Origin of the sequence: Leisingera sp. M523 (genome assembly GCF_025141335.1) — a bacterium.
Lineage (GTDB): Bacteria > Pseudomonadota > Alphaproteobacteria > Rhodobacterales > Rhodobacteraceae > Leisingera.
In genome coordinates, this window is sequence record NZ_CP081036.1 from 4,077,737 (window position 1) to 4,104,609 (window position 26,873).

Genomic DNA, 26,873 nt, shown 5'->3' on the forward strand with positions numbered 1-26,873 from the left:
GCCCCGCCGCAATCGACCCGGATCTTGCGCATCCCGCAGTGGCCTGAAACAAAGCGCTCCCGCCCGTCGTGCGGGCATTGAAAATGCCCTGCGGCGGTTGGGCCAAGCGCCGCGCAGCGCGCGGCGCGGGCGGCGTCTGCGGCTGGCGTTGCGGCAGGACTCCACATGAGAACAAAACGGGAATATCATGCAGGCCATGTTTGCCGAATTTGCCTGCCTTTCCAACTTCACCTTCCTCACCGGGGCCTCCCACCCTGAGGAGTATGTGACCCGCGCGCTGGAGCTGGGGATCGCGGCGCTTGCCATTGCCGACGAAAACTCGGTGGCGGGCATCGTGCGCGCCCATGCCGAATGCCGCGGCATTGCCCGCCAGGTGCGCGAGCGGCAGGACTGGAACCGGCAGAACACGCCCATCGGCCCGCCGCCCCCCGAGGGCATTGCGCCGCCGCTTTCTTTCCCTATCTGCGATGCGCCACGGCTGATCCCGGCGGCGCGGCTGATCTTCAGTGATGCGCCAGAGGTGATCGCGCTGCCGGTGAACCGCGCGGGCTGGGGCAGTCTGACACAGCTGATCTCCACCGGGCGGCTCAGGGCGGAGAAAGGCAGCTGTCTCCTGCATATCGCTGACCTGCTGGAATTCGCGGAGGGTCTCCACCTTCTCCTGTTGCCGCAGACGGAACATGGCCTCAGCGGTGCGGGCGGATGGGGGCCGCATATGGACGGGCTGACGCGCCGCTTTGCCGGCCGCATGCATCTGCTGATGGCGCCTGCCTATGACGGCGGCGACCAAACACGGTTTGCGCAGCTCGCGGATCTCGCCCGGCATCTGAACCTGCCGCCGCTCGCCAGCGCCGCGCCAAAGATGCACCACGGCAGCCGCCGCCGCCTGGGCGATGTCCTCAGCGCCATCCGCCTGCGCTGCAAGGTAGAGACCCTGGGCCGCGCCGCCATGGCCAATGGTGAACAGCGCCTGCGGTCAGAGGCGGAAATGCGCCGTCTGTTCCGCGGGTATGAAGACGCTGTGGACAATGCCGCCCGGCTGGCGGAGCAGCTGAATTTCTCCCTGGATGAGCTGCGTTATGACTACCCGGATGAGGGGCGCGGCAGTGAGACCCCGCTGCAACGCCTGCGGCGGCTGGCCGAGGAGGGCCTGCAATGGCGCTATCCGGGCGGCGCGCCGGACAAGGTGCGCAGCCTGCTGGAGCATGAACTGGCCCTGATCGGCAAGCTGAAATATGATCCCTACTTCCTGACGGTGCGCGACATCGTCGCCTTTGCCCGCTCCCGCGGGATCCTGTGCCAGGGGCGCGGCTCGGCGGCGAATTCGGTGGTCTGCTACTGTCTCGGCGTGACCTCGGTCAGCCCCGAACTCGGCACCATGGTGTTCGAGCGTTTCGTCTCCGAGGCCCGCGACGAGCCGCCCGACATCGACGTCGATTTCGAGCACGAACGGCGCGAGGAGGTGATCCAGTGGATCTATGAACGCTACGGCCGCCACCGCGCGGGCCTCTGCGCCACGGTGATCCACTACCGCGGCAAGCGCGCCATCCGCGAGGTGGGCCGTGCCATGGGCCTGACCGAGGACACCATCTCGGCCCTGTCCTCGCAGCTGTGGGGGTTTTTCAGCGCCAAGGGGGTGGAGGCCGAGCGGATGCGCGAGATCGGGCTGGACCCCGGCAGCCGCCGCCTGCAGCTGACGATGCAGATGGTGGAGCAGATCATCGGCTTCCCGCGCCACCTGTCGCAACATGTGGGCGGCTTTATCATCACCCAAGGCCGGCTTGACGAGCTGGTGCCGATCGAGAACGCCACGATGGAGGGGCGCACAGTCATTTGCTGGGACAAGGATGACATCGACACGCTTGGTATCCTCAAGGTCGATGTGCTGTCCTTGGGCATGCTGACCTGTATCCGCAAGGCGTTTGATCTGCTGCAGCAGCACCATCAGCTGGACTACAGCCTGGCCACCCTGCCGCCCGAGGATCCGGCGGTCTACAACATGCTGTGCCGGGCCGACAGCATCGGTGTTTTCCAGGTCGAAAGCCGGGCGCAGATGAATTTTCTGCCGCGGATGAAGCCGCGCCATTTCTATGATCTGGTGATCGAGGTTGCCATCGTCCGCCCCGGCCCGATCCAGGGCGATATGGTGCACCCCTATATCCGCCGCCGCAATGGCGAGGAGCCGGTGCATTTCCCCTCGGACGCGCTGGGCGAGGTACTGGGCAAGACCCTTGGCGTGCCGCTGTTTCAGGAGCAGGCGATGCAGATCGCCATCGTTGGTGCCGGTTTCACGCCCGAGCAGGCCGACCGGCTGCGGCGGTCGCTCGCGACCTTCAAAAAACACGGCAACGTCAGCGAATTCCGCAGCCTGTTTTTGCGTGGCATGGCCAGGAACGGCTATGACACAGAGTTCTCCGAGCGCTGCTTTTCCCAGATTGAGGGCTTCGGCTCTTACGGGTTTCCGGAAAGCCATGCGGCGTCTTTTGCGCTCTTGGTCTATGCCTCTGCCTGGATCAAATGCCACCATCCCGGCATCTTTGCCTGTGCGCTGCTGAATGCGCAGCCGATGGGGTTTTATGCGCCCGCGCAGATTGTTCGCGACGCCCGCGAACATGGCGTAGACGTGCGCCCGGTCTGCATCAATAATTCCTACTGGGACAATGTGATGGAACCCGACGGCCATGGCGGCCTGGCGCTGCGGCTGGGGTTCCGGCAGGTGAAAGGTCTGCGCGATGAGGACGCCGCCTGGCTGACTGCGGCGCGCGGCAATGGCTATACAGAGGTGGAGGACGTCTGGCGCAAGGCAGGCACCCCGCCGCCGGTGATCGAGCGGCTGGCTGAAGCCGATGCCTTTGCTGCCCTCGGGTTGAACCGGCGTGAGGCCTTGTGGGCGGCCAAGGCGATCACCGCCCGCAAACCGCTGCCGCTGTTTGCCCGCGAGCTGGAGGGCGAGGGGATCTATGAGCCGGAAGCGGACTTGCCGCAGATGGGCCTGGGCGAGGAAGTGGTGGAGGATTACGTCGCCATGCGGCTGTCCCTGCGCGCCCATCCGGTGGCGCTGCTCCGGCATCTCTTGACGCCGCAAAACAGGGGCGGCGGTGCGGAGGGCGGGCCGGGGGATTGAGTATTTGGGGAAAGATGAAGCGGATTGGCGGGCTTTGCGCCGGCCTGCGCGCTGATAACGCCAACTGTGGCAGGAATGCCGGTTCACCCCGGCGCGGCGAGGCGTTAGAAGGCTTGCGAACACAGCCTTGCCCCGGAGCTACCCCATGACCGCACCCAAACCCGTTGTCCTGTGCATTCTTGACGGCTGGGGCAGCGGCGAGCCCGGCAAGGCAAACGCGCCTTATCTGGCGCAAACGCCAACCTTTGATGCGATCCTGGCCAAGGGGCCGGCCGCCCGGCTGATCACCCATGGGCCGGATGTGGGGCTGCCGACCGGGCAGATGGGCAATTCAGAAGTGGGCCACACCAATATCGGCGCGGGCCGGGTGGTGGCGATGGATCTGGGGCAGATCGACCTGGCCATTGAAGATGGCAGCTTCTTTGAAAACGAGGCTTTGCAGGCGTTTATCAGCCAGCTGAAGGACAGCGGCGGTGCGGCGCATCTGATGGGGCTGGTCTCGGACGGCGGCGTGCATGGGCATATCAACCACATCCTGGCGGCGGTGAAGGCGGTGACGGACGCGGGCGTGCCGGTCTGGCTGCATGCAATCACCGACGGGCGCGATGTGGCACCGAAATCGGCCTTTCGCCATTTCCGCCGGCTGGAGGAGAAGCTGCCCGAAGGCGCGCGCATTGCCACCGTCACCGGGCGCTATTTCGCGATGGACCGCGACAACCGCTGGGGCCGCGTCAGCGAGGCCTATGATGCGATGATCCACGCCAAGGGGCGGCCGGGAATGAATGCCCACGGCGCGGTGGATCATGCCTATAATCAGTCGGAAACGGATGAGTTCATCGCCGCCACCGTGCTGGACGGCTATCAGGGGGTGAAGGACGGCGACGGGGTCTTTTGCCTGAACTTCCGGGCTGACCGCGCACGCGAGATTCTGCGCGCGATTGGCGAACCGGGGTTTGCTGAATTTGATGCAGGCGAGCGCCCCAAACTGGCGGGCCTGCTGGGCATGGTGGAGTATTCCGACAGCCACAGCGATTACATGACCACCTGTTATCCCAAGGCGGCGATTGTGAACACGCTGGGCGCCTGGGTGGCCAAACAGGGCAAGCGGCAGTTCCGGCTGGCGGAGACCGAGAAATATCCGCATGTGACCTTCTTCCTGAATGGCGGCAAGGAAGACCCGGAAAAAGGCGAGGACCGGTTCATGCCGAAGTCGCCCAATGTGGCCACTTATGACTTGCAGCCGGAGATGTCGGCCCCAGAGGTGACGGAGAAGTTTGTTGAGGCAATTGCTGCGGGCTATGACCTGATTGTGACCAACTATGCCAACCCCGACATGGTCGGCCATACCGGGGATCTGAAGGCGGCGATGCTGGCCTGTGAAGCGGTGGACCGCGGGTTGGCGCAGGTGATGGAAGCGCTGGAAAAGGCGGGCGGCGCGATGATTGTTACCGCAGATCACGGCAATTGCGAGGTGATGGTGGACCCGGAAACCGGCGGCGCGCATACCGCCCATACGCTGAACCTGGTACCGGTGGCGCTGGTCGGCGGGCCGGAAGGCGCCACACTCCGGGATGGCCGGCTGGCGGATCTGGCGCCGACTATTCTGGAGCTGATGGGGCTGGAGAAACCGGCAGAGATGACCGGGGAGAGCCTGCTGTCATGACCTTGCGGGCGGGTCTTTTGCTGCTGGCCCTGCTGGCCGCGCCGCTGCAGGTTGCGGCGGACCCCGCCGGGGCCGCACGCACGGCGGCGGCGCAGCTGGAGGGGGCTTCGGTGCAATTGCAGGAGGCCGGCAGCTCCCGTGACCGGGTGAAGGCGCTGACCGCAACCGTGCAGGCGTTTGAGGCCGGGCTGGCGGCGATGCGCGATGGCTTGCGCCGGGTGGCGCGGCGCGAGGCGCAGCTGAGTGCGCAGCTGGCGGCGCGGCAAGAGGAGGTCTCGGGGCTTCTGGGGATTATCCAGACCATTGAAACCTCGCCGCCGCCGGTGCTGATGGTGCATCCTTCGGGGCCTTTGGGCGCGGCGCGCTCGGCGATGATGCTGGCCGAGGTGACCCCGGCCCTGCACGCCAGGGCGCAGTCGCTGAAGATGGATCTGGACGAGGTGCAGAGCCTGCGGCTGCTGCAGCAGAATGCGGCCAGGACGCTGGAGGAGGGGCTGGCAGGCGTGCAATCCGCGCGGGTGCAGCTGTCCACCGCGATTGCCGACCGCACCACGCTACCGCGTCGTTTCACTGCTGATCCGGTGCGCACCGCGATCCTGATTTCCTCGACTGAAACCCTGTCGGGCTTTGCCGACGGGCTGGCCGAGATTGCCGGCGGTGACATCGCCGGGACCAGCGCCGACATCACAGAGCTGCGCGGCACCCTGCCGCTGCCGGTCGAAGGGCTGCTGCTGCGCGGCTACGGCGAACGCGATGCGGCGGGCATTGCCCGGCCCGGTCTGTTGATCGCGGCGCGTCCCCGGGCGCTGGTCACGGCGCCAACGGCGGCCACCATCCGCTATCGCGGGCCGCTGCTGGATCTGGGCAATGTGGTGATTCTGGAACCGCAGCCGGAGACGCTGTTTGTGCTCTCCGGCCTGGCCGAGGTGTTCGGCGAGGCGGGGCAGGTGATCCCCGAGGGCACGCCGGTGGGATTGATGAGCGGAGAAAACCCCAAGCCGGACGCAATTCTGTCACTTAGCGGTGAAGGGGGTGGAACTGACCGGACAGAAACGCTCTATATAGAAGTGAGAATGGACAACAGCCCGGTGGACCCGGAAACATGGTTCCGCACTGGAAAAGGTGGATGAAGGCTTGATGAGAAAATTTGCGATGGCGGCCATTGGCGGCACGCTGGCAGGGATCGTGGCAACAACCTATGTGGCGGGTCCTTTACTGGCGCAGGAAGGCACGCGCGAGGCAAATGTCTATGAGCAGCTGGACCTGTTCGGCGACATCTTCGAGCGCATCCGCGCCCAATATGTCGAGGAAGTTGACGAGAAAGAGCTGATTGAGGCGGCCATCGGCGGCATGCTGACGTCGCTGGATCCGCATTCCAGCTATCTGTCGCCGGATGATGCGGCCAGCATGCGGGTGCAGACCCGCGGCGAATTCGGCGGCCTTGGGATCGAAGTCACCCAGGAAGAGGGTTTTGTCAAAGTTGTTTCGCCGATCGACGGTACCCCGGCGGACGAGGCCGGCATGGAATCAGGCGATTTCATCACCCATGTGGATGGCGAAAGCGTGCTGGGCCTGTCGCTGGACGATGCGGTCACCCTGATGCGCGGACCGGTGGGGTCCGAGATTGTGATCACCGTGGTGCGCGAAGGCGAGTCCGAACCGTTTGATGTCTCGATCATCCGCGACACCATCAAGCTGACGGCGGTGCGCAGCCGTGTTGAGGGCGATACCGTGGTGATGCGGATCACCACCTTCAACGATCAAACCACAACCAACCTGGTGTCCGGGCTGAAAAAGCAAATCGAGGATGCGGGCGGCAAGGACAATGTGAACGGCATCGTTCTGGACCTGCGCAACAATCCCGGCGGGCTGCTGACCCAGGCGATCAAGGTGGCAGACAGTTTCCTGGAATCTGGTGAGATCGTCTCGACCCGCGGCCGCGACCCCGAGGACGGGGAGCGGTTCAACGCAACGCCGGGCGATCTGGCGGATGGCAAGCCGATTGTGGTGCTGATCAATGGCGGTTCGGCCTCGGCCTCGGAAATTGTGGCCGGTGCGCTGCAGGATCACCGCCGCGCCATCGTCATCGGCACCAAGTCTTTCGGCAAGGGATCGGTGCAGACGGTGATGCCGCTGAAGGGCGAGGGGGCGATGCGTCTGACCACTGCGCGCTATTACACGCCGTCGGGCCGGTCGATTCAGGCGCTGGGCGTCAGCCCTGATATTGTGGTGCAGCAGCCCCGCCGAACCGCTGCGGCTGAGGAGGAGAACGACTCGCCTGCCCGCCGCTCGCGCTCCGAGGCTGATCTGCGCGGCAGTCTGAACAATGACAGCCTGAGCGAGGATGAGATCCGCCAGATCGAAGCCGACCGCGAAAAGGCCGAGAAGGCCGCCGAGCTGCGCGAACAGGATTACCAGCTGGCCTATGCCATCGACATCCTGAAGGGGCTAGTTGCCCTGGGACCGAAATAAGGCTTGGCCATATTGCAGCACAAAGGGGCCGTCCGGTTGGGCGGCCTTTTTCATGTCTGCTGTGCCGCCGGAACTGCCGGTGGCTGATCTGCTGATGTCTGGGGGTGCCGGCAAAAGGGATGGCGGCGCCGCCGGGCAGAGAATGGACAGACCCCGCAGGGCCTGCTCGGACAGGAATTCCTGAACGACCCCCTTTTTATCGGGGCCGGTCTCCGGGTGATACGCGGGCAGCCGCACAGCTTGCCCGCGCCTTGTGCAATGGGTGATCGATCAGGGGAGAGTATGTTGTGAAAACCTGATGATCAGGTGAAACTGGCGTACGCTGAAAGGGCAACACCCAGCCCGGCACAACGCATTTGTCGCGTCAAAGTGAATATCAACGCCCGATCTCCGGCGGATTGATTGCATGGGCTGGGCTATGTTCGCCCCATGATGTTTGACCTGCCTGATTCCCCGACGCTGTACCAAGCGCTGATCACCCGTGATGACGCCTATGAGGGGCGCGCCTATGTCGGTGTGACCTCCACCGGCATTTTCTGCCGCCTGACCTGCCCGGCGCGCAATCCCAAATTCGAGAACTGCCGGTTCTACGCCAGCCCCGGCCAATGTATTGAGGCAGGGTTCCGCGCCTGCAAGCGCTGCAAGCCGCTGGCGGCTGCTGCCGGGGATGATCCGATGGTGCAGGATCTGCTGGCCCGGCTGGAGGAGCGTCCCGCCTATCGCTGGGGCGAGGGCGATCTGGCGCGGATGGGTTTGGATGCGTCCACCGTTCGGCGGGCGTTCAAGCGGCATTTCGGCATGACCTTTCTGGAAATGGCCCGCCAGCGCCGCCTGCGCGAGGGGTTCACCGCGCTAAAGGCCGGCGAGCCGGTGATTGCGGCGCAGATTGATGCCGGGTTTGAAAGCGCCAGCGCCTTTCGCGCGGCCTTTGCCAAGCTGGTCGGGATAGCGCCGGGCGCCTTCCGCAAGGACGCGCTGTTGCTCGCCGACTGGATCGACACGCCGCTGGGCGCGATGATTGCGATCAGCTGCCGGCACCAGCTGCATCTGCTGGAATTTGCCGACCGCAAGGCGCTGCCGCGGGAAGTGGCCAAGCTGCAAAAGGCGCAGCCCGGAGGGATCGGCTTTGGACGGCCGGCGCCGACACAGCAGATCGCCGATGAGCTGCAGCGGTTCTTTGCCGGAGAGGGTGCGGATTTCCAAACCCCGCTGGCCCTGCATGGCACCGGATTTGAACGCGAGGTCTGGCGCTATCTGCTGACCATTCCAGCGGGTGAAACCCGCAGTTATTCGCAGATCGCGCGCGAGCTGGGCCGGGCTTCGGCCACCCGCGCGGTGGCGCGGGCCAATGGTTCCAACCAGCTGGCGCTGGTCGTACCCTGCCACCGGGTGCTGTCGGCGGATGGATCGCTGACCGGTTATGGCGGCGGCTTGTGGCGCAAACAGCGGCTGATCGAGATTGAGACAAGCTACAAACAGAGGATTTCTGCATGACATATTCCGACCGCGCACGCGCCTTTGCGGGGCTGCACCAGCCGGGCAACCCGGTGGTGCTGTATAACATCTGGGATGCTGGCAGTGCCAAGGCGATTGCCGGGGCGGGGGCCGCGGCCTTGGCGACCGGCAGCTATCCGGTGGCCGTGGCGCAGGGCTTTGCCGATGGCGAGCAGATCCCGCTGGAGTTTGTTCTGAGTAACGCTGAACGCATCATCGCCGCCACGGATTTGCCGGTGACGATTGATTTTGAGGGCGGCTATGCCCGTGCGCCGGAACAGCTGACCGCCAATGTGAAGCGTTTGGCCGAGACCGGTGCGGTGGGGCTGAACTTCGAGGATCAGGTGGTCGGCACTGCGGATCTTTACGGCATCGAGGAGCAAGCCCGGCGGGTTGCTGCAGTACGGGCAGCCAATGCGGATATCTTCGTCAATGCGCGTACAGATCTGTTTTTGAAGGAAAAAGATGCGTCAAAACACGCGAGCCTGATGGCGGAGACGCTGGAACGCGGCGCGGCTTATGCCGAGGCCGGCGGCAATGGGTATTTCATCCCGGGCCTGACCGATCCAGATCTGATTGCACAAGTCTGCGAGGGCTGCAGCCTGCCGGTCAACACCATGATGCGCGGCATCACGCTGGAAACCGCGCGGCAGGCAGGTGTTGCGCGCTGCAGCTATGGCCCGATCCCGCACGCCAAGCTGATGCAGGTGCTGGCAGAGCATTTCCAGACATTGGTGTAACCGCCGCTCAGGTGGTTTTCAGGCAGTGGCGGCGGAAGGCGCGTTTCAGCATGTCGAGTTCTGCGCGCAGCAGTTCGACCTCGGCGCGCAGATCGTCCGCCACAGCCTCCCCGGCGATCAGGGTGAAATCGCCCAGACGGGTGCCGCCGGCGGCATCGAATATCACGAAAGTCTGCACCCCGTCGGCCAATGCCTCGGCGGGGACCGGCACCGAGATCAGCCATTCGCCGCCTGCCTGGCCTTCGTTCAGTTTTGCATCGGCCACCGGCTGATCCTGGAACATCACGGAAATCTCGGGCCTTGCGCCGCTGGCGGGGGCGTTGCTGATCCGGCCCTCCCAGATGCCGTTGCGGAAGCGGATTTTGGTCAGTGACAGGTCGCTCATGGCTCAGGTTCCTCAGATCGCCGCGCGGCGGTGGCGCGAGAAGGTCAGGTCGCGCAGGATCACCTGGTTCATATCCGGCGCTTCAAATATCAGATCAAGCCAGATCTTTTCGATCCGCTTTTCGTTCAGCTTGGAATAGGCCAGATCGAACTCCACCACGATGTTCTTTTGCTCCTGCGGCAGCTCGCGCACGATCTGTTCGGTATTGGGACCGTGCTGGATGTTGAGCCGGGCAAAAATCTCGATCGGTTTTTCGGATTCGATAATGCTGTCGATCCGCAGCAGATGCTGCCGGGTCATGCCGTTGGCAGCAGCGGGCGGCAGGTCGATCACCAGCGACAGGAACGAGCCGTCGAATTGGAACACATCCATGCGCAGACCGAAGGGGGCGAGGTCTTCTTCGCGGGTGTTGCGCAGCTGGCGCAGGGTCAGTTCGGAGAAGGCGCAATCGTGGAACAGCTGCGCCTCATCGCCGAGCCGGGCCTTGGCGGGGACGGAGGACAGCCCGCATTCGGGCAGCGGCCCGCGCCACAGCTCCGGGCGCCAGGACCAATCGGTGCCATGCGGACGCGGAAAGAAGGAGGAGCCGATCTGCGGCAGCGCCAGGCGGCCGTCGGCGGTGTGGATCAGCCGGTCCAGATGGGTACGCAGCTGGCGGGCCTGATTGCGCTGGCGGCGCAGTTCAGACAACGGCGCGCGGGACGACTCCTCTGCCGCAGCGCGCCAGCGGCGCAGGCTGCGCAGGTGCAGCAGCCGGTCCATGATCCTGCCCATCGTGCTCTCTCTTGCCTGTTGCGCCGTATTGCGGAGTCCGGCCCGTGCGGTAATGCGGCGGGCGCTGGCGCCAGTGTAACCGCTGGCGGCTATTGAAATAAACCGGCAATCCGCTGGCCAAGCCCGCGTTTTTTACGCAGGGCAGGCGTGGCGCCGGTTTCCGGGGCGCCGGCGGCTGCCGCTACGGGCCGTGCCAGGGGGCGCAGGGACTGCCGGGGGCCTTTGGGCAGCACCGCGCCGGCTTCCTCAAGATCCGGCAGTGTGGAGGCTTCCAGCGAGCGGTGGGTCACTTCGTTCAGCAGCGCAGCTCCCTGACGGCCCAGGGCGCGGCTGCCCTCCGGTGCATAAAGCGCCAGGGCGACCAGATGCCGGTCGAGCACAAAGGCGCCGCGCCAGTGGACCGGGCTGGCCCCTTCGGCGACGGCTTCGGGGAATTCCAGCCGGACCAGCGGCAGCAACTGGTCGTCTCGGGTTTCCAGCAGCGTGGCGCCGGGGAACATGGCCACGATATCAGCCGCTTGCGGGGCTGCGGCGTCTTGTTGTGCCGGACCGATCGAGGCGGTCAGCACGGCCGCATTACGGGAGCCGAACCAGCGGTTCCGGTCCAGCCGGCTGCAATGGGCAATCAAGGCAAAACCGCCGCTGTCATCCGCCGTGCTGCTGCGCCGGTCAAAGCAAAAGGTTTCCGGGGCAGCCAGCAGCACGCCGCCGCCGGCAAAGGACATCACTTGGCCGCTAAGGCGCGGCGCCGGGCCGGACACGCGGGCGGCAAAGGACATGCCTGTGGGGGCGGGGCTGCATCCTGCCAGGACCAGGCCGGCCAGCGCGGCAGCGGCTGCAGCTCTGCGCAGTCTTGGCGTCTTTCCGCCGGGGAGCGAAAAAGACACGGGTTTCCCGTTGCTTATTCTGGTCACTGCTATCCCTGCCAGTCTTGTTTTTGACAATTTTACTACGGGCCAGGCTGCCTCGCGGCAAGTGTGAACCGTGCGCCGGGCTGTCTGCCTTGCCATGGCGTTGCAGCAATGCATAACGTTGGCGCAATTTGCCGCCATTCCAGCCGGAGGACACATGCAGCACAGGCACAGAAACCGGTACAGCGACGGGCACGGTTACAGGGCGCATGAGGCCTTGGTGCGCTTTGCCCGGCTGCAGCCCGCACTGTGGCGGCTGCTTTTGGGGCTGGTGCTGGTGGCGGCGGTCAGCTTTGCGATGACCGCGGCGCTGCAGGTGATGGTGGCGGGCCTGTTCCCCGGTGCCTGGCTGCAGGGGCTGGGTGACGGCAGCACGCCCGGCGCTATGCTGGTGCTGCTGGGCAGCTTTGCCTTTTTATCGCTGGGCGTAGCCATGGCGGCGCGGCTGTTCCACCAGCGCAGCTTTGCCACCGTCACGGGGCATCTGGTGCCGCTGGTCTGGCAGTTCGGCAAGGTCAGCCTGTATCTGCTGGGCTTAAGCGTGCTGATCATGCTGCTGCCGCCCTACAGCATGGGGCCGGCGATGACCCCGAACCTGCCGGTCTGGACCTGGCTGGGCATTCTGCCGTTGTCCATTGCTGCGGTGCTGGTGCAGACCTCCGCAGAGGAGATCCTGTTCCGCGGTTATATCCAGCAGGCGCTGGCGGCGCGGTTCCGCAGCCCGGCAGTGTGGCTGTTGGGGCCGTCGGCGCTGTTTGCGCTGGGGCATTATCTGCCTGCCGAGGCTGGGGAGAATGCGCTGCTGATCACGGTCTGGGCCGGATTGTTCGGGGTGCTGATGGCGGATCTGACAGCGCGGGCCGGTACCCTGGGTCCGGCGATGGCGGTGCATTTCTTCAACAACGTGACCGCGCTGCTGCTGTTTGCCTCTCCGACCAGCCTGAACGGGCTGGCGCTGTATCTGATCCCCTTTGAGATGGCCGATGTTCAGGCGCTGCGCCCGTGGATGGCGGTGGACTTTGCGCTGATGCTGGTCAGCTGGCTTTGCGCACGGCTTGCCATACGCCGCTGATTGCAATTGCGGCCAAGGCGCCTTATCTGGGGGGCAAACCGCGCCCCCGGAGAGGCAAGCAATATGAACTGGATCACCAACTACGTCCGGCCCAAGATCAACTCGATCTTTTCGCGCCGCGAAGTGCCCGAGAACCTTTGGCAGAAATGCGATGAATGCGGCACCATGCTGTTTCACCGCGAGCTGAGCGACAATCAGAATGTCTGCACCAGCTGCGGCCATCACATGCATATCACGCCGCGCGACCGGTTCACCGCGCTGTTTGACGGCGGTGTGTTCACCGAGGTTGCGGTGCCGGAACCGCTGGCCGATCCCCTGAAGTTCAAGGATCAGAAGAAATACCCCGACCGGATCAAGGCGGCACAGAAAAAGACCGGCGAGAAAGACGCCATGCTGGTGGCCGCCGGTGAAATCGGCCGCACTCCGATCATTGCCGCCGCGCAGGATTTTTCCTACATGGGCGGCTCGATGGGCATGTATGTGGGCAATGCGATCATTGCCGCGGCTGAAGAAGCGGTGAAGCTGGGCCGCCCGCTGGTGCTGTTTTCCGCCGCTGGCGGCGCCCGCATGCAGGAAGGCATCCTGTCGCTGATGCAGATGCCGCGCACCACCGTGGCGGTGCAGATGCTGAAAGAGGCGGGCCTGCCCTATATCGTGGTTCTGACCCATCCGACCACCGGCGGGGTGACGGCGTCTTATGCGATGCTGGGCGATGTGCATATTTCCGAACCGAACGCGCTGATCTGCTTTGCCGGACCGCGGGTGATTGAACAGACCATCCGCGAAAAGCTGCCCGAGGGCTTCCAGCGCGCCGAATATCTGCTGGACCACGGTATGCTGGACCGGGTGACCTCGCGCACCGAGATGCGCGGTGAGCTGATCACCATCATCCGGATGCTGATGGGCCTGCCGCCGCAGGTGGTGGGTGATCTGCCCTCGCCGGAAGAGGAAGACCCCGCCAAGGCCGCAAATGCGCCAGCCGAGGCCGCAGTCAGCGAAGAAGCTGCCGAATAAACCGGTCTATACTGACCTGTCCGGCTGTCCGGCCGGGCCGCGCCCGTCCTTACCAGGGCGGGCGCTGTTTTTTGCCACGCAAGACTATCCGATCTGACAGGACCAGGCTGATGACCCAGACCTCCGACGCGATTCTCGCCCGCATGATGGCGCTGCACCCCAAGATCATCGACCTGACGCTGGACCGGGTCTGGCGGCTGCTGGACGCATTGGACAACCCGCAGGACAAGCTGCCACCGGTGATCCATCTGGCCGGCACCAATGGCAAGGGGTCGACCCAGGCGATGATCCGCGCCGGGCTGGAAGGCATGGGCAAGAGCGCGCACGCCTATACTTCGCCGCATCTGGCGCGGTTCCATGAGCGGATCCGGCTGGCGGGGGAGCTGATCTCGGAACAGTATCTGACTGAGGTGCTGGACGAATGCTACGGCGCGAACGGCGGCGAGAACATCACCTATTTCGAGATCACCACGGTGGCGGGGCTGCTGGCGTTTTCCCGCACCCCGGCGGACTGCACGCTGCTGGAGGTGGGCCTGGGCGGGCGCCTGGATGCAACCAATGTGATAGATAAGCCCGTGATCAGCGTGATCACCCCGATCTCCATCGACCATGAGCAGTTCCTGGGCGACACGCTGACCAAGATCGCTACCGAGAAGGCCGGGATCATCAAGCGCGGCGTGCCGGTGGTGGTTGGCCCGCAGCCCGACGAGGCGATGGAAGTGATCGAGGCCACCGCCGCCCGTCTTGGCGCGCCGGTGATTGCCTATGGCCAGCAGTGGCATGTGCATCAGGAACACGGGCGGCTGGTGTTCCAGGATGAAACCGGCCTGCTGGACCTGCCGCTGCCGGCATTGCTGGGGGCGCACCAGGTCCAGAACGCCGGTGCTGCGCTGGCGGCGCTGCGCCATCTGGGCGCCGATGAGGCCGCCTGCGAGGCGGCGATGGTGAACGCCGAATGGCCTGCGCGGATGCAGAAGCTGAAAACCGGCCCGCTGATTGAGGCGGCGCCGGAGGCAGAGCTGTGGCTGGACGGCGGCCACAATGCTGCGGCGGGTATTGCATTGGCGGATGTCCTGGCGAAACTGCCGGAACGCCCCACGCACCTCATCTGCGGGATGCTGAACACCAAAGACGTGAGCGGCTACATGGCTCCCCTGGCACCGCATGTTGCCAGCCTGACGGCGATTTCGATCCCGGATGAGATCAACACGCTGAGCGCCGAAGAGACTGAGGCTGCTGCCAGGTCGGTCGGCATCGAAGCGGGCACCGCGGAGAGCACCCTGGCGGCGCTGCAGGCGATCACCGCCAAGGACCCGCAGGCGCGGGCGCTGATCTGCGGTTCGCTGTATCTGGCGGGCCACATCCTGCGCGAAAACGGCTGAGGCTGGAGGCTTCGGCGGGGGGAGGTTCTCCCGCCCGGCTTCGATCTGGCGATCTCACCCCGTTGGGCCGGGCGCCGCTGGCGCGGCGCGCCTCCTGCTTCTTTCTGGTTTCAATACCCCGGGGGTGAGGCCGTGAGGCCGAGGGGGCAGCGCCCCCTTCTTGCCTGCGCCCTAGTCCAGTACGTAGTCCACCGGCTCCAGTTTGGGCGGCACGTCGCGCCCCAGCGCATTGCAGACCGAGATTTCCATCACCCGGCACATGGCGCTGAGCGGAACTGAGTTGGCCTGTTTGCGGAACGGGTGTTCCAGCTCATGGGTGACCTCGGCCAGGCCGAAGAACACATAAGCCACCACCGCCGCCACCAGCGGTTCGAACCAGCCTGCACTGTCCAGAAGGGCAAAGGGCAGCAGCAGGCAGTACAGATACGTGGTGCGCCAGACCAGCAGCGAATAAACAAAGGGCAAGGGCGTGGTCAGCAGCCGCTCGTTGCCGGCCTGGGCGACGGGAAAGGTGGCCAGACGTTCAGCCAGGGCGCGCTGGCCGAACCCGTCGATACGGCCCGCCTCGGCCATTCTGCGCAGGCGGGTGGCGATGTCCCTGAGGGCGGCGTTCGGGCTGTTTTCCGTTTTCATGAGCTGATCGGCGTCTTCGCTGCCGACCCAGCGGCGGACCGTATTGGCCACCTCATCGCCGCGCAGCTGGGCGCGGTGCAGGTGGTGAAAGGCCAGAATGCGGGTCAGGATGTAATCCTCATCCGGGCCTTGGCCGGCAAAGATCCGCAGCTCCTGCGCCAGGCTGCGCACGTCCGAGACCATGCGGCCCCAGATCTTGCGCGCCTCCCACCAGCGGTCATAGGCGGCGTTGTTGCGAAAGCTGAGGAACAGCGACAGCGACAGGCCGAACACCCCCATGGCGCCGATGGAAATCTGCGGCATCGCAACAACGTAGCGGTCCAGCACCAGCACCAAGAGCGCCCAAAGCGCGGCGCCGATGATATTGGGCAGGATGCGCGGCACCACCGACCCGTTCAGGATCAGAAAAATCTCCCAGCGGCTGGGCGTGTCGCGGACAATCATAGGGTGGCGGCTCCCCAATCCTTGTCCTGCATTTCGCGCAGGCGCGAGGCTGTGCGTTCGAACTCAAAGGTGCCTTCGCCTTCGACGTAGAGCATTTCGGGCTGCGCCGCCGCCGAGCAGATCAGCCGCACCTTGGCCTCGTACAGGGCATCAATCAGAGTCACAAAGCGCCGGGCCTCGTTGAAGTTGTTACGGGAGAGGCGGGGGATGTCCTCCAGCACCAGAACCTTCACCTCTTCGGCGATGGCGAGATAGTCGCCGGGGCCCAGCATCTTGCCGCACAGGTCATAGAAGGCGGCACGCGCGACCCCGTTGCGGAAGGCGGGCAGGGTGACTTCGCGGCCCTTCACCTCCAGCGTCAGGGGCTGCGCCGGGCCGCCGGACAGATCCGCCCAGATGGCGCGGATCTGCGCGCGGGCCTCGGCATCGACGGGGGCGAAATAGACCTGGGCACCGGTCAAACGGTGCTGGCGGTAGTCGGTCGGGCTGACCATCTCATGCACGTGCATCTGAACCTTGATGAGATCAATGAAGGGCAGGAACAGCTGCCGGTTCAGCCCGTTTTTATACAGGTCGTCCGGCACCCGGTTGGAAGTTGTGATCACGGTGACGCCGGCGGCAAACAGCGCCTCGAACAGGCGTCCCACGATCATCGCGTCGGTGATGTCGGTGATCTGCATCTCGTCAAAGGCCAGCAGGCGCACCGAGTCCGCAACCGCCTTGGCCACCGGGGCCAGCGCATCCTCCACGCCGCTTTGGCGGGCCTCGTGCAATTGGGTGTGGATTTCCTGCATGAAGGCGTGGAAGTGCACCCGGCGGGCGGGGATATCCTCCAGGCTGTCGACAAACAGATCCATCAGCATCGACTTGCCGCGGCCCACCCCGCCCCAGAGGTAGAGCCCCTGGACCGGTTCATATTCCGCCTTGCGGAAGAAGCCGCGTTTCACCGGCGGCGCCATCAGCCCTTCGGCGATGCGGTCGAAATGGGGAAGCACGGCCTCCTGGGCCGGGTCGGGCTGCAATTCGCCCGCGTCGATCTTCTGCCGGTACAGCGTGGTCAGATGGGTCATGGGACAGGGATAGCGCGGGGCGCTGGGGATGGGAAGCGCCGCAGTGATCCAGGGGCAGGAAGAGTGCAGGGTTGGATGGCGGCCGGGAAGTGCCGGCTTCACATCAATAATTCTTAATGATGTGCGCAATATTCCTGATTTGACCGTGAGGCAAATTTCCCCGAGGGTTGCGCGGCCTGTCAGGAGAAACCCTATGGACCGTCCCGCGTCGCTGTTTACCCCCGTTCTGATCGTCGGCTGCATTATCATCATGGTGAGCTTTGCGGTGCGGGCCTCGTTCGGGGTGTTCCAGATCCCGATTGCCGAGGAGTTCGGCTGGCTGCGCTCGGAGTTCTCATTGGCGATTGCCATTCAGAACCTGGCCTGGGGCATCGGCCAGCCCATTTTCGGTGCCATCGCCGAGAAGATCGGCGACCGCAAGGCGATCGTCATGGGGGCGATTGTCTATGCCGCCGGGCTGGTGCTTAGCTCCTGGGCGACAACGCCGTTTGAAATGCAAAGCTATGAATGGCTGGTGGGCTTTGGCATTGCGGGCACCGGTTTTGGCGTGGTGCTGGCGGTTGTCGGGCGGGCGAGTTCCGACGAGAACCGCTCGATGTCGCTGGCGATTGTCACCGCAGCAGGGTCCGCGGGGCAGATTTTCGGTGCACCCACGGCGGAGTGGATGCTGGGCTTTCTGCCCTGGCAGACGATTTTTCTGGTGTTTGCGGGCGTGGTGCTGGCGCTGATTGCCTTGCTGCCGCTGATGCGGGCGCCGGAGACCGCCGGCAAGGCAGAGCTGGAAGAGAGCATGGGCGCGATCCTGGTGAAGGCTTTCAAGGACCCGTCTTACACGCTGATCTTCCTCGGCTTTTTCAGCTGCGGCTATCAGCTGGCTTTTGTCACCGCGCATTTCCCGGCGTTCGTGACCGAGATGTGCGGGCCGATCCTGCCGGGCGGGGCGCTGCACTCATTGGGCATTACCACCACCTCTGCGCTGGGGGCGGCTGCGATCTCATTGATCGGGGCGGCCAATGTGGGCGGCACGCTGCTGGCGGGCTATCTGGGCAAGCGCTATTCCAAGAAATACCTGCTGGCGGCGATCTATACCGGGCGGACGATTGCGGCGGCGGCGTTCATCATGTTCCCGATCACCCCCATGAGCGTGATCATCTTCTCGGTTGCGATGGGGTCCATGTGGCTGGCGACGGTGCCGCTGACCTCAGGCCTGGTCGCGCATATCTACGGGCTGCGTTACATGGGCACGCTTTACGGGATCGTGTTTTTCAGCCACCAGCTGGGCAGTTTCCTGGGCGTCTGGCTGGGCGGGCGGATGTATGACGCTTATGGCGATTACACCTTTGTGTGGTGGATCGGTGTCGGTGTCGGGGCGTTCAGCGCGATTGTGCATCTGCCGGTGAAGGAACGTCCGCTGCGGGCTGCGGTGGCGGCGGGGTAACGCCGGCGGTTTGCTGTGATGCCGGCTGCCGGACCGGGGCCAGCCCCGGACCCCGGAGTATTTCTGCAAAGATGAAGCAAAAGGGGCCTATCCGCGGGTGTCACATCAGGCCGCGGCGGTGGTTTTCGGCGATGATCTGCAGCACCTCGTCCGTGTGGGTGTAAGGCAGGCCGTGGCCCGCGCCCGGGATTTCCTCCTGGCGGACCGAGCGGGCGCGTTCGGCCAGTCGGCCGGCGGAGTTTGGCGGGATCACTGCGTCGTCCTGGCCCCAGATCACCAGCGCCGGCACGCCGGCCTTGTGCAGGCCACGCAGCTCATCGGTGAAATCTTCGTTCAGGATGCCGCGCAGGGCGGCGAGCACGGCGGGGATGAAACCCTGAAAGCCTAGCTCGCGCTGCTGCAGATCGGTGATGCCGGGCACAGAGGTTGGCAGGTTGCGCTCGGCCTCGGTGCTGCGGATGTGCAGGGCCGGGTAGAGCGCGTGCATCAGCCAGCTGCCCATCAGCGGCACATGCCGGATCATCCGGGTAAGGCGCCCCTGGCTGCTGCCGAAGCCGGCCGGCGCCAGCAGGATCAGCTCGCGCAGGCGGGTGGGGTGAGCGGCGGCAAATGCGGTGGCGATGGCGCCGCCCATGGAATAGCCGATCAGGGTGAAATCATCGCCGACCTCCTGATCCTGCAGCAGCTGTTCCAGCTGGGTGGTGAAGAAACGGCTGTCCTGCAACCCTTCCGGGCGGTCCGAGTAGCCGCGCCCGTAGAGGTCATAGCTCAGCACCCGGTAGCCCATGGCGGCCAGTCCCCGGGCGACGCCGTCCCAGACAAACGACGGTGTGGTGAGGCCGTGCACGCAGACCGCAACCGGCCCGCGCAAGGGACCGGACCAGCGGTAGTGGGTCAGCCCGCCGGAGAGCTGCGCAAAGGCGCCGGGGGCGGATTGCCGGGCCAGGCTGTTCATCGGTTTGCGCAGGCGTTCGCGCAGGAAAGGCGCGGCGGCGATCAGCAGAACAACAAGGACCAGCAGCCAGATCATGCCTTGGCCTTCCATTTTTGCAGGATGTGGTGGCTGGTCATCAGGTCCAGATGGGCGCCGCCGCCGTTCTTGAACAGCGTGATCCGGTCCGGGTCATAGGCCTGGAACCGGCTGAGGGCATAGAAGTCCGCCAGCACGTCGCTGCGCTGGATGGTGCCGGCAGCCAGCGGGATCTTGAATTCGCCGATGTGGTCCAGGGTGGTATCGAAACTGTCGCAAAAGATCTGCGCGCGCCTCAGGGCCTCGTCGTCTGCTTCGCGCATGTCGGGGCGGTAGGCGCCGATCAGGTTGAGATGCTGGCCGGGGCTGAGCCATTCGCCCTTGATCACCGGCTCGGAGGACATGGTGCAGGTGACGATGATATCCGCCGCCCTGACGGCGGTTTCCAGCTCCGGCGCGTGGAGGGTGCTGGGGTATTTGGCACAGAGGTCTCCGGCCTTGGAACCGGTGCGGTTCCAGACCCGGATCTGCGCTTGCGGGAAGCCGGCGCCGAAAGCCTCGATCAGTGAGCCGCCGACGGTGCCGGCGCCGACGATCAGCACTTCGCGGGCGGCGGGGTTGGCCAGCCGCAGGGCGCCGAGCAGGCTGTCGCCCGCGGTCTTCCACTTGGTGACCAGGTGGAAGTCGACCAGCGCCTCAAGCGTGCCATCCGCGTCCGAGTAGAGGCAGACGGAGCCGTTGATCATCGGCTTGCCTGCGCCAGGGTTGCCCGGGAAGACGTTGGCTGTCTTCACTGCCAGGCCCATGCCGTCAATCCAGGCGGAGCGGCTGAGCAGCGTGTCAGGATCGCGGTAGAGGAATGTATCGCCGATCCCGGCCTTGGGCAAATCGTGGCTGGCAGCCAGCGCGTCCGTGAAACTGATCCAATCGAGCAGCGCTTCGCCCTCGTCAAACCCGATGAATGGGATGCTCATGTGCCTGTCTTCCTTTTTCGTGTGCCGTCTCAGGCGGCCTCATGTTCTGTTAGCAGCTTTGCCTGCACCAGCCGCGCCGCCAGGAGGGCGGGGGTTGTGAACAGATGGGTCTGCCAGCCGCGTATCGTGGCGGCCTCGATGTTCTCTAGGCGGTCGTCGGTGAACAGCAGCCGGTCCGGCGCTACCCCTGTATCACGTTCGAGAATGGCATAGATTTCCGCCTCTGGCTTGATGCATTTCAAATGGGCAGAGACAAATGTGCGGTCAAAGCCACGCAAGAACGGATAGGAACCGCAGGCCAGCTCAAAGGTCTCGGCGCCGAAGTTGCTGAGGGCGAAAACAGGCGTGCCTGTGGCCTGTAGAGCCTGCATCAGACGGACAGAATGAGGGATGGCCTGCGGGACCATCTGCAGCCAGCAGTCGTGCCACCAGCGGATTTCCTCAGACCACTCGGGGTGCTGCTCTGCTAGCGCGTAAACACTCTCGCGGAAGGGGTGGCCGCGGTCGACATTCAGGTTCATTTCATGCAGCGGCACCTGGGCAAACAGCTGGCGGCGGCGGTCCGCGCCGATGCGGCTGTCGTAGAAGCGTTCCGGCTCCCACTCGATCAGCACGCGGCCGATGTCGAAAACGACGGCGTCAATGGGCATGTGGCTTATCCTTCTGCGCGCGGGCGGGGGCGCGGCGCGGGGCGGTTGCGGCGGGTCTCGCGCCAGACAGAGACCAGGCCGGAGGCGATGATCAGGGCGCTGCCGAGCCAGACCGGCAGGTCGGGCCATTCGTTGAAGATCAGCACGCCCCACAGGACCGACATCGGCATGGCGATGTACTCAAACGGTGCGGCCAGCGCGGCCTCGTTCATGCGGTAGGCTTGGCTGACCAGATAGCCGCCCGCAGAGCCTGCAATGCCGACGCCGATCAGATAAGGCCAGTCCTGCGGCGCGGGCCAGATCCAGGCGCGCAGGATGAAATCTAAGGCGGGGCTGGAGCCGGTGGCAAAGCGGCCGTCGCCGAAGATCAGACCGGCCAGGGCGCTGATGATCAGGAAGCCCATCATTGGGTAGAAGGCGAGCGTGGCGCCGGCTTCGGAGCTGCCGGCGTGGCGGGTCAGCACGTGCAGGGTGGCATAGCCGCAGGCGCCGAAGAAAGGCAGCAGCGCCGCGGCCTGGAAGCTGCCGGGGCCGGGGCGCATGATGATCAGCACGCCCAGGAAGCCGGCAAACACTGCGCCCCAGCGCCAGGGGCCGGGACGTTCGCCCAGAAACAGCGCCGACTGGGCGGTGACGATCAATGGCGTGGCAAAGGCAATCGCTACTGCCTCTGCCAGCGGCAGCAGGGTGAGGCCGGTGAAAAAGCAGATATTGGCAAAGAACACCACCAGACAGCGCGCAAGGTGCAGTTTCGGCTGGTGGGTGCGCAAGAGGTGGTAGCCGCCCTCCAGCGGCATGATAATAGCGAGCATTACTGCAACCGCGATGACGGAGCGGAACAGCACCATTTCGTAAAGCGGGTAGTCACCCGACAGGAACTTGAAGATCATGTCGATGACGGAGAATGCAACGCCGGCACCGGCGGCGGCGAACAGGCCGGGGACGCTGATCTTTATGTCTGCGCTCATGCCGTTGCCCTCCTGTTTCCTGCCCCTGAACGCGCCTGTCCGGGTTTTCGGCGGCCTGCTCCCGCAGATCCTTGACCCGGGGTCAGGCCTGTTTTGCTGCCCTTAGCTCGCGTTCCAGCGCGTCCAGGAACCGCGAGCGGTCGGCCTTGGTAAAGCCTTTGCCGCTGCCGCCTGCCCCCAGCGGATTGGCAGCGCGCAGGTCGGCCATCAGGTCGCGCATTGCCAGTTGCTGGCCGATATTGGCCTCAGTAAACCGCTCGCCGTTGTGGCGCAGCACGCGTGCGCCTGCTTCGATGCATTTGGCGGCAAGGGGGATGTCGCCCGTTACCACCACATCGCCAGGGCCGCAGCGGTCTGCGATCCACATGTCGGCGACATCGGCGCCCTCAGACACGATCACATTTTCCACCAACGGGTTCTGCGAGGGGCGCAGCCCGCCGTTGGAGACCACGAACATGCGCAATCCGTGGCGGGTGGCGACCCGCTCGGCCTCCTGCTTCACCGGGCAGGCGTCGGCGTCGATGTAGAGGGCGGTCACTCGGCTGCCTTCTTCTCGGGCTCAGGGGCGGTCTCTGTCTTGGGGGCGGGTTTGGCCTTAGCCTTGCGGGCGTGCTTCTTCACCTTGAACTCCTCCGGAATCGGCATCCGGTTGAAGGCGTCGAGGCCGGCGATTTTGTACGCCTCGGCAAGGGTCGGGTAGTTGAAGGTGTTCTGCACAAAGTAGTCCACCGTGCCTTGCAGGTTCATGACCGCCTGGCCGATATGGATCAGTTCGGTTGCGCCTTCGCCAACGATCTGGACGCCCAGAACCCGGCGGGTTTTCAGCGACAGCAGCATTTTCAGCATGCCGTGCTCCAGCCCCATGATGTGCCCGCGCGAGGTTTCGCGGAAGCGGGCGACGCCGACCTCGTAAGGGATGCCGCGCTCCTGCAGTTCTTCCTCGGACATGCCGCAGGTGGACATTTCCGGCACCGAGTAGATGCCATAGGGGTACCAGGGGCTTTCGGGCATGGTAGGCGTGTCGAGCGCATGGCAGGCGGCAACCCGGCCCTGCTGCAGCGAGGTGGAGGCGAGCGACGGATGGCCGATCACATCGCCGGCGGCATAGATGTGGGGCACTTCGGTCTGGTAAGTCTTGCGGTCAACACTGAGGCGGCCGCGGTGGTCGGTCTTCAGCCCGGTCGCCTCGAGATTCAGCGAGGCCGTGGCGCCCAGGCGCCCGGCCGCAAACAGTAGCATTTCAGCCCGCACATGGCGGCCGTTGGCCAGGGTCACTTCGACATGCTCGCCTGCGTCTTCGATGGTTTCCACCGCGGAGCCGAGCCGCAGATCAACGCCGTTTTCACGGATCTGATGGGTGAATTCCTGGATCAGGGTCTTGTCGATGAAATCAAGAAAGCTCTCGCGCGGCTCAATCAGGGTGACGCGCACATCAAGCGCCGAGAACATGGTGGCATATTCCACCCCGATCACGCCGGCGCCAATCACCACCAGCGAGCGCGGGATATCCGCCATTTCCAGAAAATCATCCCCATCCACCACGGTGCGGCCATTGAACGGAACATAGTCCGGGCGGTAGGTGCGGGTACCGGTGGAGATCAGGAACTTCTCTGCCGTCAGCCGGGTGGTTTCGCCGGCTTCGGTGGCGACTTCAACCTCGTTCGGGCCGATGAATTTCGCCAGCCCCATCAGCGTGTCCACATGGTTGCGGTTGAACTGATGTTCCAGCACGTCAACCTCGTGATCCAGGGTCTTGTGCAGGCGCGCCTTCAGATCCTCGGCAAGGATGTCATCCTTCACCCGGTAGGAACGGCCATAGAAGCTGCGTTCGCGCCAGCCCGAGAGGTTCAGCACGGTTTCGCGCAGGGTTTTCGACGGGATGGTGCCAGTGTGCACCGACACGCCCCCCAGACGGTCCTTGCGGTCGATCACCAGCACCCGGCGGTGCAGCTTGCCTGCCTGAATGGCAGCGGAGCGGCCCGAGGGGCCGGAGCCGATGATGATCAGGTCATAATCAAAGTCTTCACTCATGGCCGCGTCCTTTGTGTTCAGTTCTGGTACAGCGCGTCGGCATGGAAGGAGACATGCTCCTCCATGAAGGTGGACACGAAGAAATAGCTGTGGTCATAGCCCGGCTGCATCCGCAGGGTGGCCTGCTGGCGGCGTTCGGCGATGGCGTGGGCCAGCGCCTCGGGCTTCAGGAGGTCGATGAACTGGTCAGAGGTGCCGGTGTCGATCAGGACCGGGCCGTCAAAGCCTTTCTCCTGCATCAGACGGGTGGCGTCGTGTTTGGCCCAGGCGGATTCATCTTCGCCCAGATAAGCGGCCAGCTGCTTGCGGCCCCAATCCGATGCGGTGGGGTTGCAGATCGGCGCGAAGGCGGAGACCGATTTGTAGCGGCCCGGCAGGTTCATCGCCAGCGTCAGCGCGCCGTGACCGCCCATCGAATGACCGGTGATCGCCTGGCGGCTGAGGTCGATGGCAAATTTTTCGCCCAAGAGTGCGGGCAGTTCCTCTGCCACGTAGTCCCACATGCGGAAATGCGGCGCCCAGGGCTGTTGCGTGGCGTTCACATAGAAACCTGCGCCCTGGCCCAGGTCATAGGCGTCATCGTCCGCCACGCCTTCGCCGCGGGGGCTGGTGTCAGGGAAGACGATGGCGATGCCCTGCTCAGCGCACCAGGCTTGGGCGCCCGCCTTGGACATCGCGTTCTCGTGGGTGCAGGTGAGACCCGACAGATACCACAGCACCGGCACCGGGCCGTCTTTGGCCTCTTCCGGCAGGAACAGGCCGAATGTCATGTCGCCGCCGGTGGCGCTGCTGGCGTGTTTGTAGACGCCCTGGGTGCCGCCAAAGGCACGGTTCTCGGAAACGGTTTCCATCGGTGAGGCTCCTAATAATCTGTTAGCCCTATCGCTATCCGCAGTTGGCCTCAGGGTCCAGCGGATGGGCGGCAGCAATGCCCGTTTTTGCGGCACAAGGCTTGCGATTTCGCAAACATGCGGGCGCCAGGCCGGTGATTGTTTGGTGAAAGGCGCGACGGGATGCTGGACACCGGGCCGGAATGCCGGAACAGTCTGCGGCCGGAAAACAGGGAGCGACAGAGATATGAGCGATTTTCAAAGACTGACCACCAGCGCCGCCGAACCGGAAACCGAACGCCCGGATCCGGCCAAGGTGGTTGCGGGCGACCCGGTGTTCACCACCTGGAATGCAGAGGAGCGGGACGGGCTTTACTGCGGCATCTGGCAATCGACGCCGGGCAAGTGGCGGATCTCTTATGACGAATGGGAATACTGCCGGATCCTGCAGGGGCGGTCGGTGATCACCAGCGACGACGGCGCTGAGTATCCGCTGGCGGCAGGCGACAGTTTCATCCTGCGCCCCGGTTTCAGCGGCACCTGGGAAGTGATCGAGACCACCCGCAAGGATTACGTGATCCGTCTATAGAGCTGCGTCAGGACACCCAGGCGATCACCGCAGGCACGGTGATGATCGACAGCATGGTTGAGATCAGGATAGCGGCGGAGGCCCGGTGCGGGGCCACGCCGTAATGCTGCGCCAGCATGTAGACATTGCCCGCGACCGGCAGCGATGCGGCAGCGATGGCGACGGCAGCAGAAAACGGCGCGGCGGGGATCAGCCACAGCACGGCGAGGGCGACGCAGGCCGGGTGCAGCACCAGCTTGGCAAAGCTGAGCCAGCCGGAGATCTGCACCCGTTCCGCCGATTTCGAGGCGAGCGAGGCGCCGATGGCAAAGAGGGCTCCGGGGGTGGCAGCGCCGCCGAGGATGGTGAGGAAGTCGTTTGCCGGCGCCGGGATCGGCAGCTCGGAGGCCGACCAGGCGAGGCCCGCAACAATGGACAGGATCATCGGGTTCTTCAGCAGGCCAAGCCCCACCAGTTTCAGCGTTGCCAATCCAAACCCCTGGCCGCGGCCCGTGTTGATCAGGATGACGATCAGCGAGGAAAACACCACCAGATCGACGCTCAGCACTACCATCATCGGCGCCACCGAGGCCGGGCCAAAGAGGATCGCCATCATCGGCAGGCCGAGAAAGCCGACATTGCCGATCGCCGCACATTGCGCCTCAACCGCTGCAGTGGGCATGTCCAGCCCGCGGAGCACGGCCACGGCTGTCACCAGCAGGTAGACCGCCAGGGTGCCCGCCAGATAGCCGAGGATCAAAGCGGGGTCAAAGACCTCGGCAAAGGAGAGGTTGGCGGCAAAGCCGAAGATCATGGCCGACAGCGGGAAGTAGAAGACAAAGCGGGTGAGGTAGGCGGTGGCTTCCTCAGTAAAGAAGCGGCTGCGCCCGGCCCAGTAGCCGAGGCTGATGATTGCAAAGAAGGGCAGGGTGCGGAAGAAGATCTCGGCCATGGGGATTGGTAACAAGAGCTGACCAATTGGCAAAGGCTGTTTTTGGCAAAAGGGGTGTGCTCCCGCCTGCTCATGGGCATCCTTCGGAATGCCTTTCGCAGTTGGGCGTGGCCCCGTGCTGCGCACGGGGCAGGCGGTTCTGCTGAGACGCGCTTTAAGGGCAGGTGTGCCCTGAGAGCGCCAAGCCAATTGTGAGACTGGCCATGACACCCTCAATGGTAGACCGCGCTAGCGGGCGGCGGCTTTGCCGCCCTTGACCCTGAGAAGCCCGGTGTAACCAAAGGCGCATCCGCAGCGCGTCAGCGCTGCCGGGC

Annotated in this window: 24 protein-coding genes; 11 read left to right on the forward strand and 13 right to left on the reverse strand. The window is 64.7% G+C overall.

Annotation, left to right across the window (positions count from 1 at the left end; translation table 11 throughout):
- Window positions 1-196 precede the first annotated feature (196 nt).
- The 6 genes from K3557_RS20220 (at window position 197) to K3557_RS20245 (ending at window position 9,493) form a co-directional block, all read left to right on the forward strand.
- Entirely contained in the window at window positions 197-3,124 is a 2,928-nt protein-coding gene (locus K3557_RS20220; protein ID WP_259996450.1) for an error-prone DNA polymerase, read from the forward strand.
- A gap of 145 nt (window positions 3,125-3,269) precedes the next feature.
- Window positions 3,270-4,787, forward strand: a complete 1,518-nt coding sequence (gene gpmI, locus K3557_RS20225; protein WP_259996452.1) for a 2,3-bisphosphoglycerate-independent phosphoglycerate mutase — start codon at window positions 3,270-3,272, stop codon at window positions 4,785-4,787.
- Window positions 4,784-5,917, forward strand: coding sequence for a murein hydrolase activator EnvC (locus K3557_RS20230; protein ID WP_259988223.1), 1,134 nt, complete (start codon window positions 4,784-4,786; stop codon window positions 5,915-5,917). The genes gpmI and K3557_RS20230 overlap by 4 nt, the downstream gene beginning before the upstream one ends.
- Window positions 5,918-5,924: 7 nt before the next feature.
- Complete coding sequence (locus K3557_RS20235) at window positions 5,925-7,259, forward strand: S41 family peptidase (RefSeq protein WP_259996454.1); 1,335 nt, start codon at window positions 5,925-5,927, stop codon at window positions 7,257-7,259.
- 429 nt (window positions 7,260-7,688) lie between these two features.
- Window positions 7,689-8,753, forward strand: coding sequence for a bifunctional transcriptional activator/DNA repair enzyme AdaA (locus K3557_RS20240; protein WP_259996456.1), 1,065 nt, complete (start codon window positions 7,689-7,691; stop codon window positions 8,751-8,753).
- Entirely contained in the window at window positions 8,750-9,493 is a 744-nt protein-coding gene (locus K3557_RS20245) for an isocitrate lyase/phosphoenolpyruvate mutase family protein (RefSeq protein ID WP_259996458.1), read from the forward strand. The genes K3557_RS20240 and K3557_RS20245 overlap by 4 nt, the downstream gene beginning before the upstream one ends.
- Before the next feature lie 7 nt (window positions 9,494-9,500).
- Here the strand turns inward: K3557_RS20245 and K3557_RS20250 are convergent, their stop codons facing one another.
- From K3557_RS20250 to K3557_RS20260, 3 genes are all read right to left on the reverse strand, one after another.
- Window positions 9,501-9,878 (reverse strand): hypothetical protein, encoded by a 378-nt coding sequence (locus tag K3557_RS20250; RefSeq protein WP_259996460.1) that lies wholly within the window; start codon window positions 9,876-9,878, stop codon window positions 9,501-9,503.
- A gap of 12 nt (window positions 9,879-9,890) precedes the next feature.
- A complete protein-coding gene (locus tag K3557_RS20255; RefSeq protein WP_259996462.1) occupies window positions 9,891-10,652 on the reverse strand; it encodes a DUF6478 family protein in 762 nt (253 codons plus the stop codon).
- A gap of 89 nt (window positions 10,653-10,741) precedes the next feature.
- Complete coding sequence (locus K3557_RS20260; RefSeq protein ID WP_259996473.1) at window positions 10,742-11,431, reverse strand: hypothetical protein; 690 nt, start codon at window positions 11,429-11,431, stop codon at window positions 10,742-10,744.
- A 289-nt stretch (window positions 11,432-11,720) separates the two neighbouring features.
- On the opposite strand from K3557_RS20260, the gene K3557_RS20265 reads away from it, so the two are divergent.
- From K3557_RS20265 to K3557_RS20275, 3 genes are all read left to right on the forward strand, one after another.
- A complete protein-coding gene (locus K3557_RS20265; RefSeq protein ID WP_259996474.1) occupies window positions 11,721-12,635 on the forward strand; it encodes a CPBP family intramembrane glutamic endopeptidase in 915 nt (304 codons plus the stop codon).
- A 63-nt stretch (window positions 12,636-12,698) separates the two neighbouring features.
- Entirely contained in the window at window positions 12,699-13,649 is a 951-nt protein-coding gene (accD, locus tag K3557_RS20270; protein ID WP_259996476.1) for an acetyl-CoA carboxylase, carboxyltransferase subunit beta, read from the forward strand.
- A gap of 110 nt (window positions 13,650-13,759) precedes the next feature.
- Complete coding sequence (locus K3557_RS20275) at window positions 13,760-15,031, forward strand: folylpolyglutamate synthase/dihydrofolate synthase family protein (RefSeq protein ID WP_259996478.1); 1,272 nt, start codon at window positions 13,760-13,762, stop codon at window positions 15,029-15,031.
- 171 nt (window positions 15,032-15,202) lie between these two features.
- Here K3557_RS20275 and K3557_RS20280 read toward each other — a convergent pair whose 3' ends face one another.
- Both K3557_RS20280 and zapE read right to left on the reverse strand, forming a co-directional pair.
- Window positions 15,203-16,108, reverse strand: a complete 906-nt coding sequence (locus K3557_RS20280; protein WP_259996480.1) for a bestrophin family protein — start codon at window positions 16,106-16,108, stop codon at window positions 15,203-15,205.
- Window positions 16,105-17,178: a cell division protein ZapE gene (gene zapE / locus K3557_RS20285; protein ID WP_259996482.1), complete on the reverse strand. Its 1,074-nt coding sequence runs from the start codon at window positions 17,176-17,178 to the stop codon at window positions 16,105-16,107. Before zapE ends, K3557_RS20280 begins: the two co-directional genes overlap by 4 nt.
- 193 nt (window positions 17,179-17,371) lie before the next feature.
- Between zapE and K3557_RS20290 the strand changes: the two genes are divergently transcribed.
- Entirely contained in the window at window positions 17,372-18,616 is a 1,245-nt protein-coding gene (locus K3557_RS20290) for an MFS transporter (RefSeq protein WP_259996484.1), read from the forward strand.
- A 100-nt stretch (window positions 18,617-18,716) separates the two neighbouring features.
- Here the strand turns inward: K3557_RS20290 and K3557_RS20295 are convergent, their stop codons facing one another.
- From K3557_RS20295 to fghA, 7 genes are all read right to left on the reverse strand, one after another.
- Window positions 18,717-19,646: an alpha/beta fold hydrolase gene (locus K3557_RS20295; protein WP_259996486.1), complete on the reverse strand. Its 930-nt coding sequence runs from the start codon at window positions 19,644-19,646 to the stop codon at window positions 18,717-18,719.
- Window positions 19,643-20,560 (reverse strand): ornithine cyclodeaminase family protein, encoded by a 918-nt coding sequence (locus K3557_RS20300; protein WP_259996488.1) that lies wholly within the window; start codon window positions 20,558-20,560, stop codon window positions 19,643-19,645. The genes K3557_RS20295 and K3557_RS20300 overlap by 4 nt, the downstream gene beginning before the upstream one ends.
- 29 nt (window positions 20,561-20,589) lie before the next feature.
- A complete protein-coding gene (locus tag K3557_RS20305; protein ID WP_259996489.1) occupies window positions 20,590-21,210 on the reverse strand; it encodes an HAD-IA family hydrolase in 621 nt (206 codons plus the stop codon).
- 5 nt (window positions 21,211-21,215) lie between these two features.
- On the reverse strand, window positions 21,216-22,178 hold the full coding sequence (locus K3557_RS20310; RefSeq protein ID WP_259996490.1) for a DMT family transporter: 963 nt from the start codon (window positions 22,176-22,178) through the stop codon (window positions 21,216-21,218).
- A gap of 82 nt (window positions 22,179-22,260) precedes the next feature.
- A complete protein-coding gene (locus K3557_RS20315) occupies window positions 22,261-22,716 on the reverse strand; it encodes a YaiI/YqxD family protein (RefSeq protein WP_237456484.1) in 456 nt (151 codons plus the stop codon).
- A complete protein-coding gene (gene sthA, locus K3557_RS20320) occupies window positions 22,713-24,209 on the reverse strand; it encodes a Si-specific NAD(P)(+) transhydrogenase (protein WP_259988188.1) in 1,497 nt (498 codons plus the stop codon). The genes K3557_RS20315 and sthA overlap by 4 nt, the downstream gene beginning before the upstream one ends.
- A gap of 17 nt (window positions 24,210-24,226) precedes the next feature.
- Complete coding sequence (gene fghA / locus K3557_RS20325) at window positions 24,227-25,060, reverse strand: S-formylglutathione hydrolase (RefSeq protein ID WP_259996491.1); 834 nt, start codon at window positions 25,058-25,060, stop codon at window positions 24,227-24,229.
- Between the two features lie 226 nt (window positions 25,061-25,286).
- Here fghA and K3557_RS20330 point away from each other — a divergent pair, with 226 nt between their 5' ends.
- Entirely contained in the window at window positions 25,287-25,628 is a 342-nt protein-coding gene (locus K3557_RS20330; RefSeq protein WP_259988184.1) for a cupin domain-containing protein, read from the forward strand.
- A 7-nt stretch (window positions 25,629-25,635) separates the two neighbouring features.
- Here the strand turns inward: K3557_RS20330 and K3557_RS20335 are convergent, their stop codons facing one another.
- A complete protein-coding gene (locus K3557_RS20335) occupies window positions 25,636-26,559 on the reverse strand; it encodes an AEC family transporter (protein WP_259999708.1) in 924 nt (307 codons plus the stop codon).
- Window positions 26,560-26,873 lie beyond the last annotated feature (314 nt).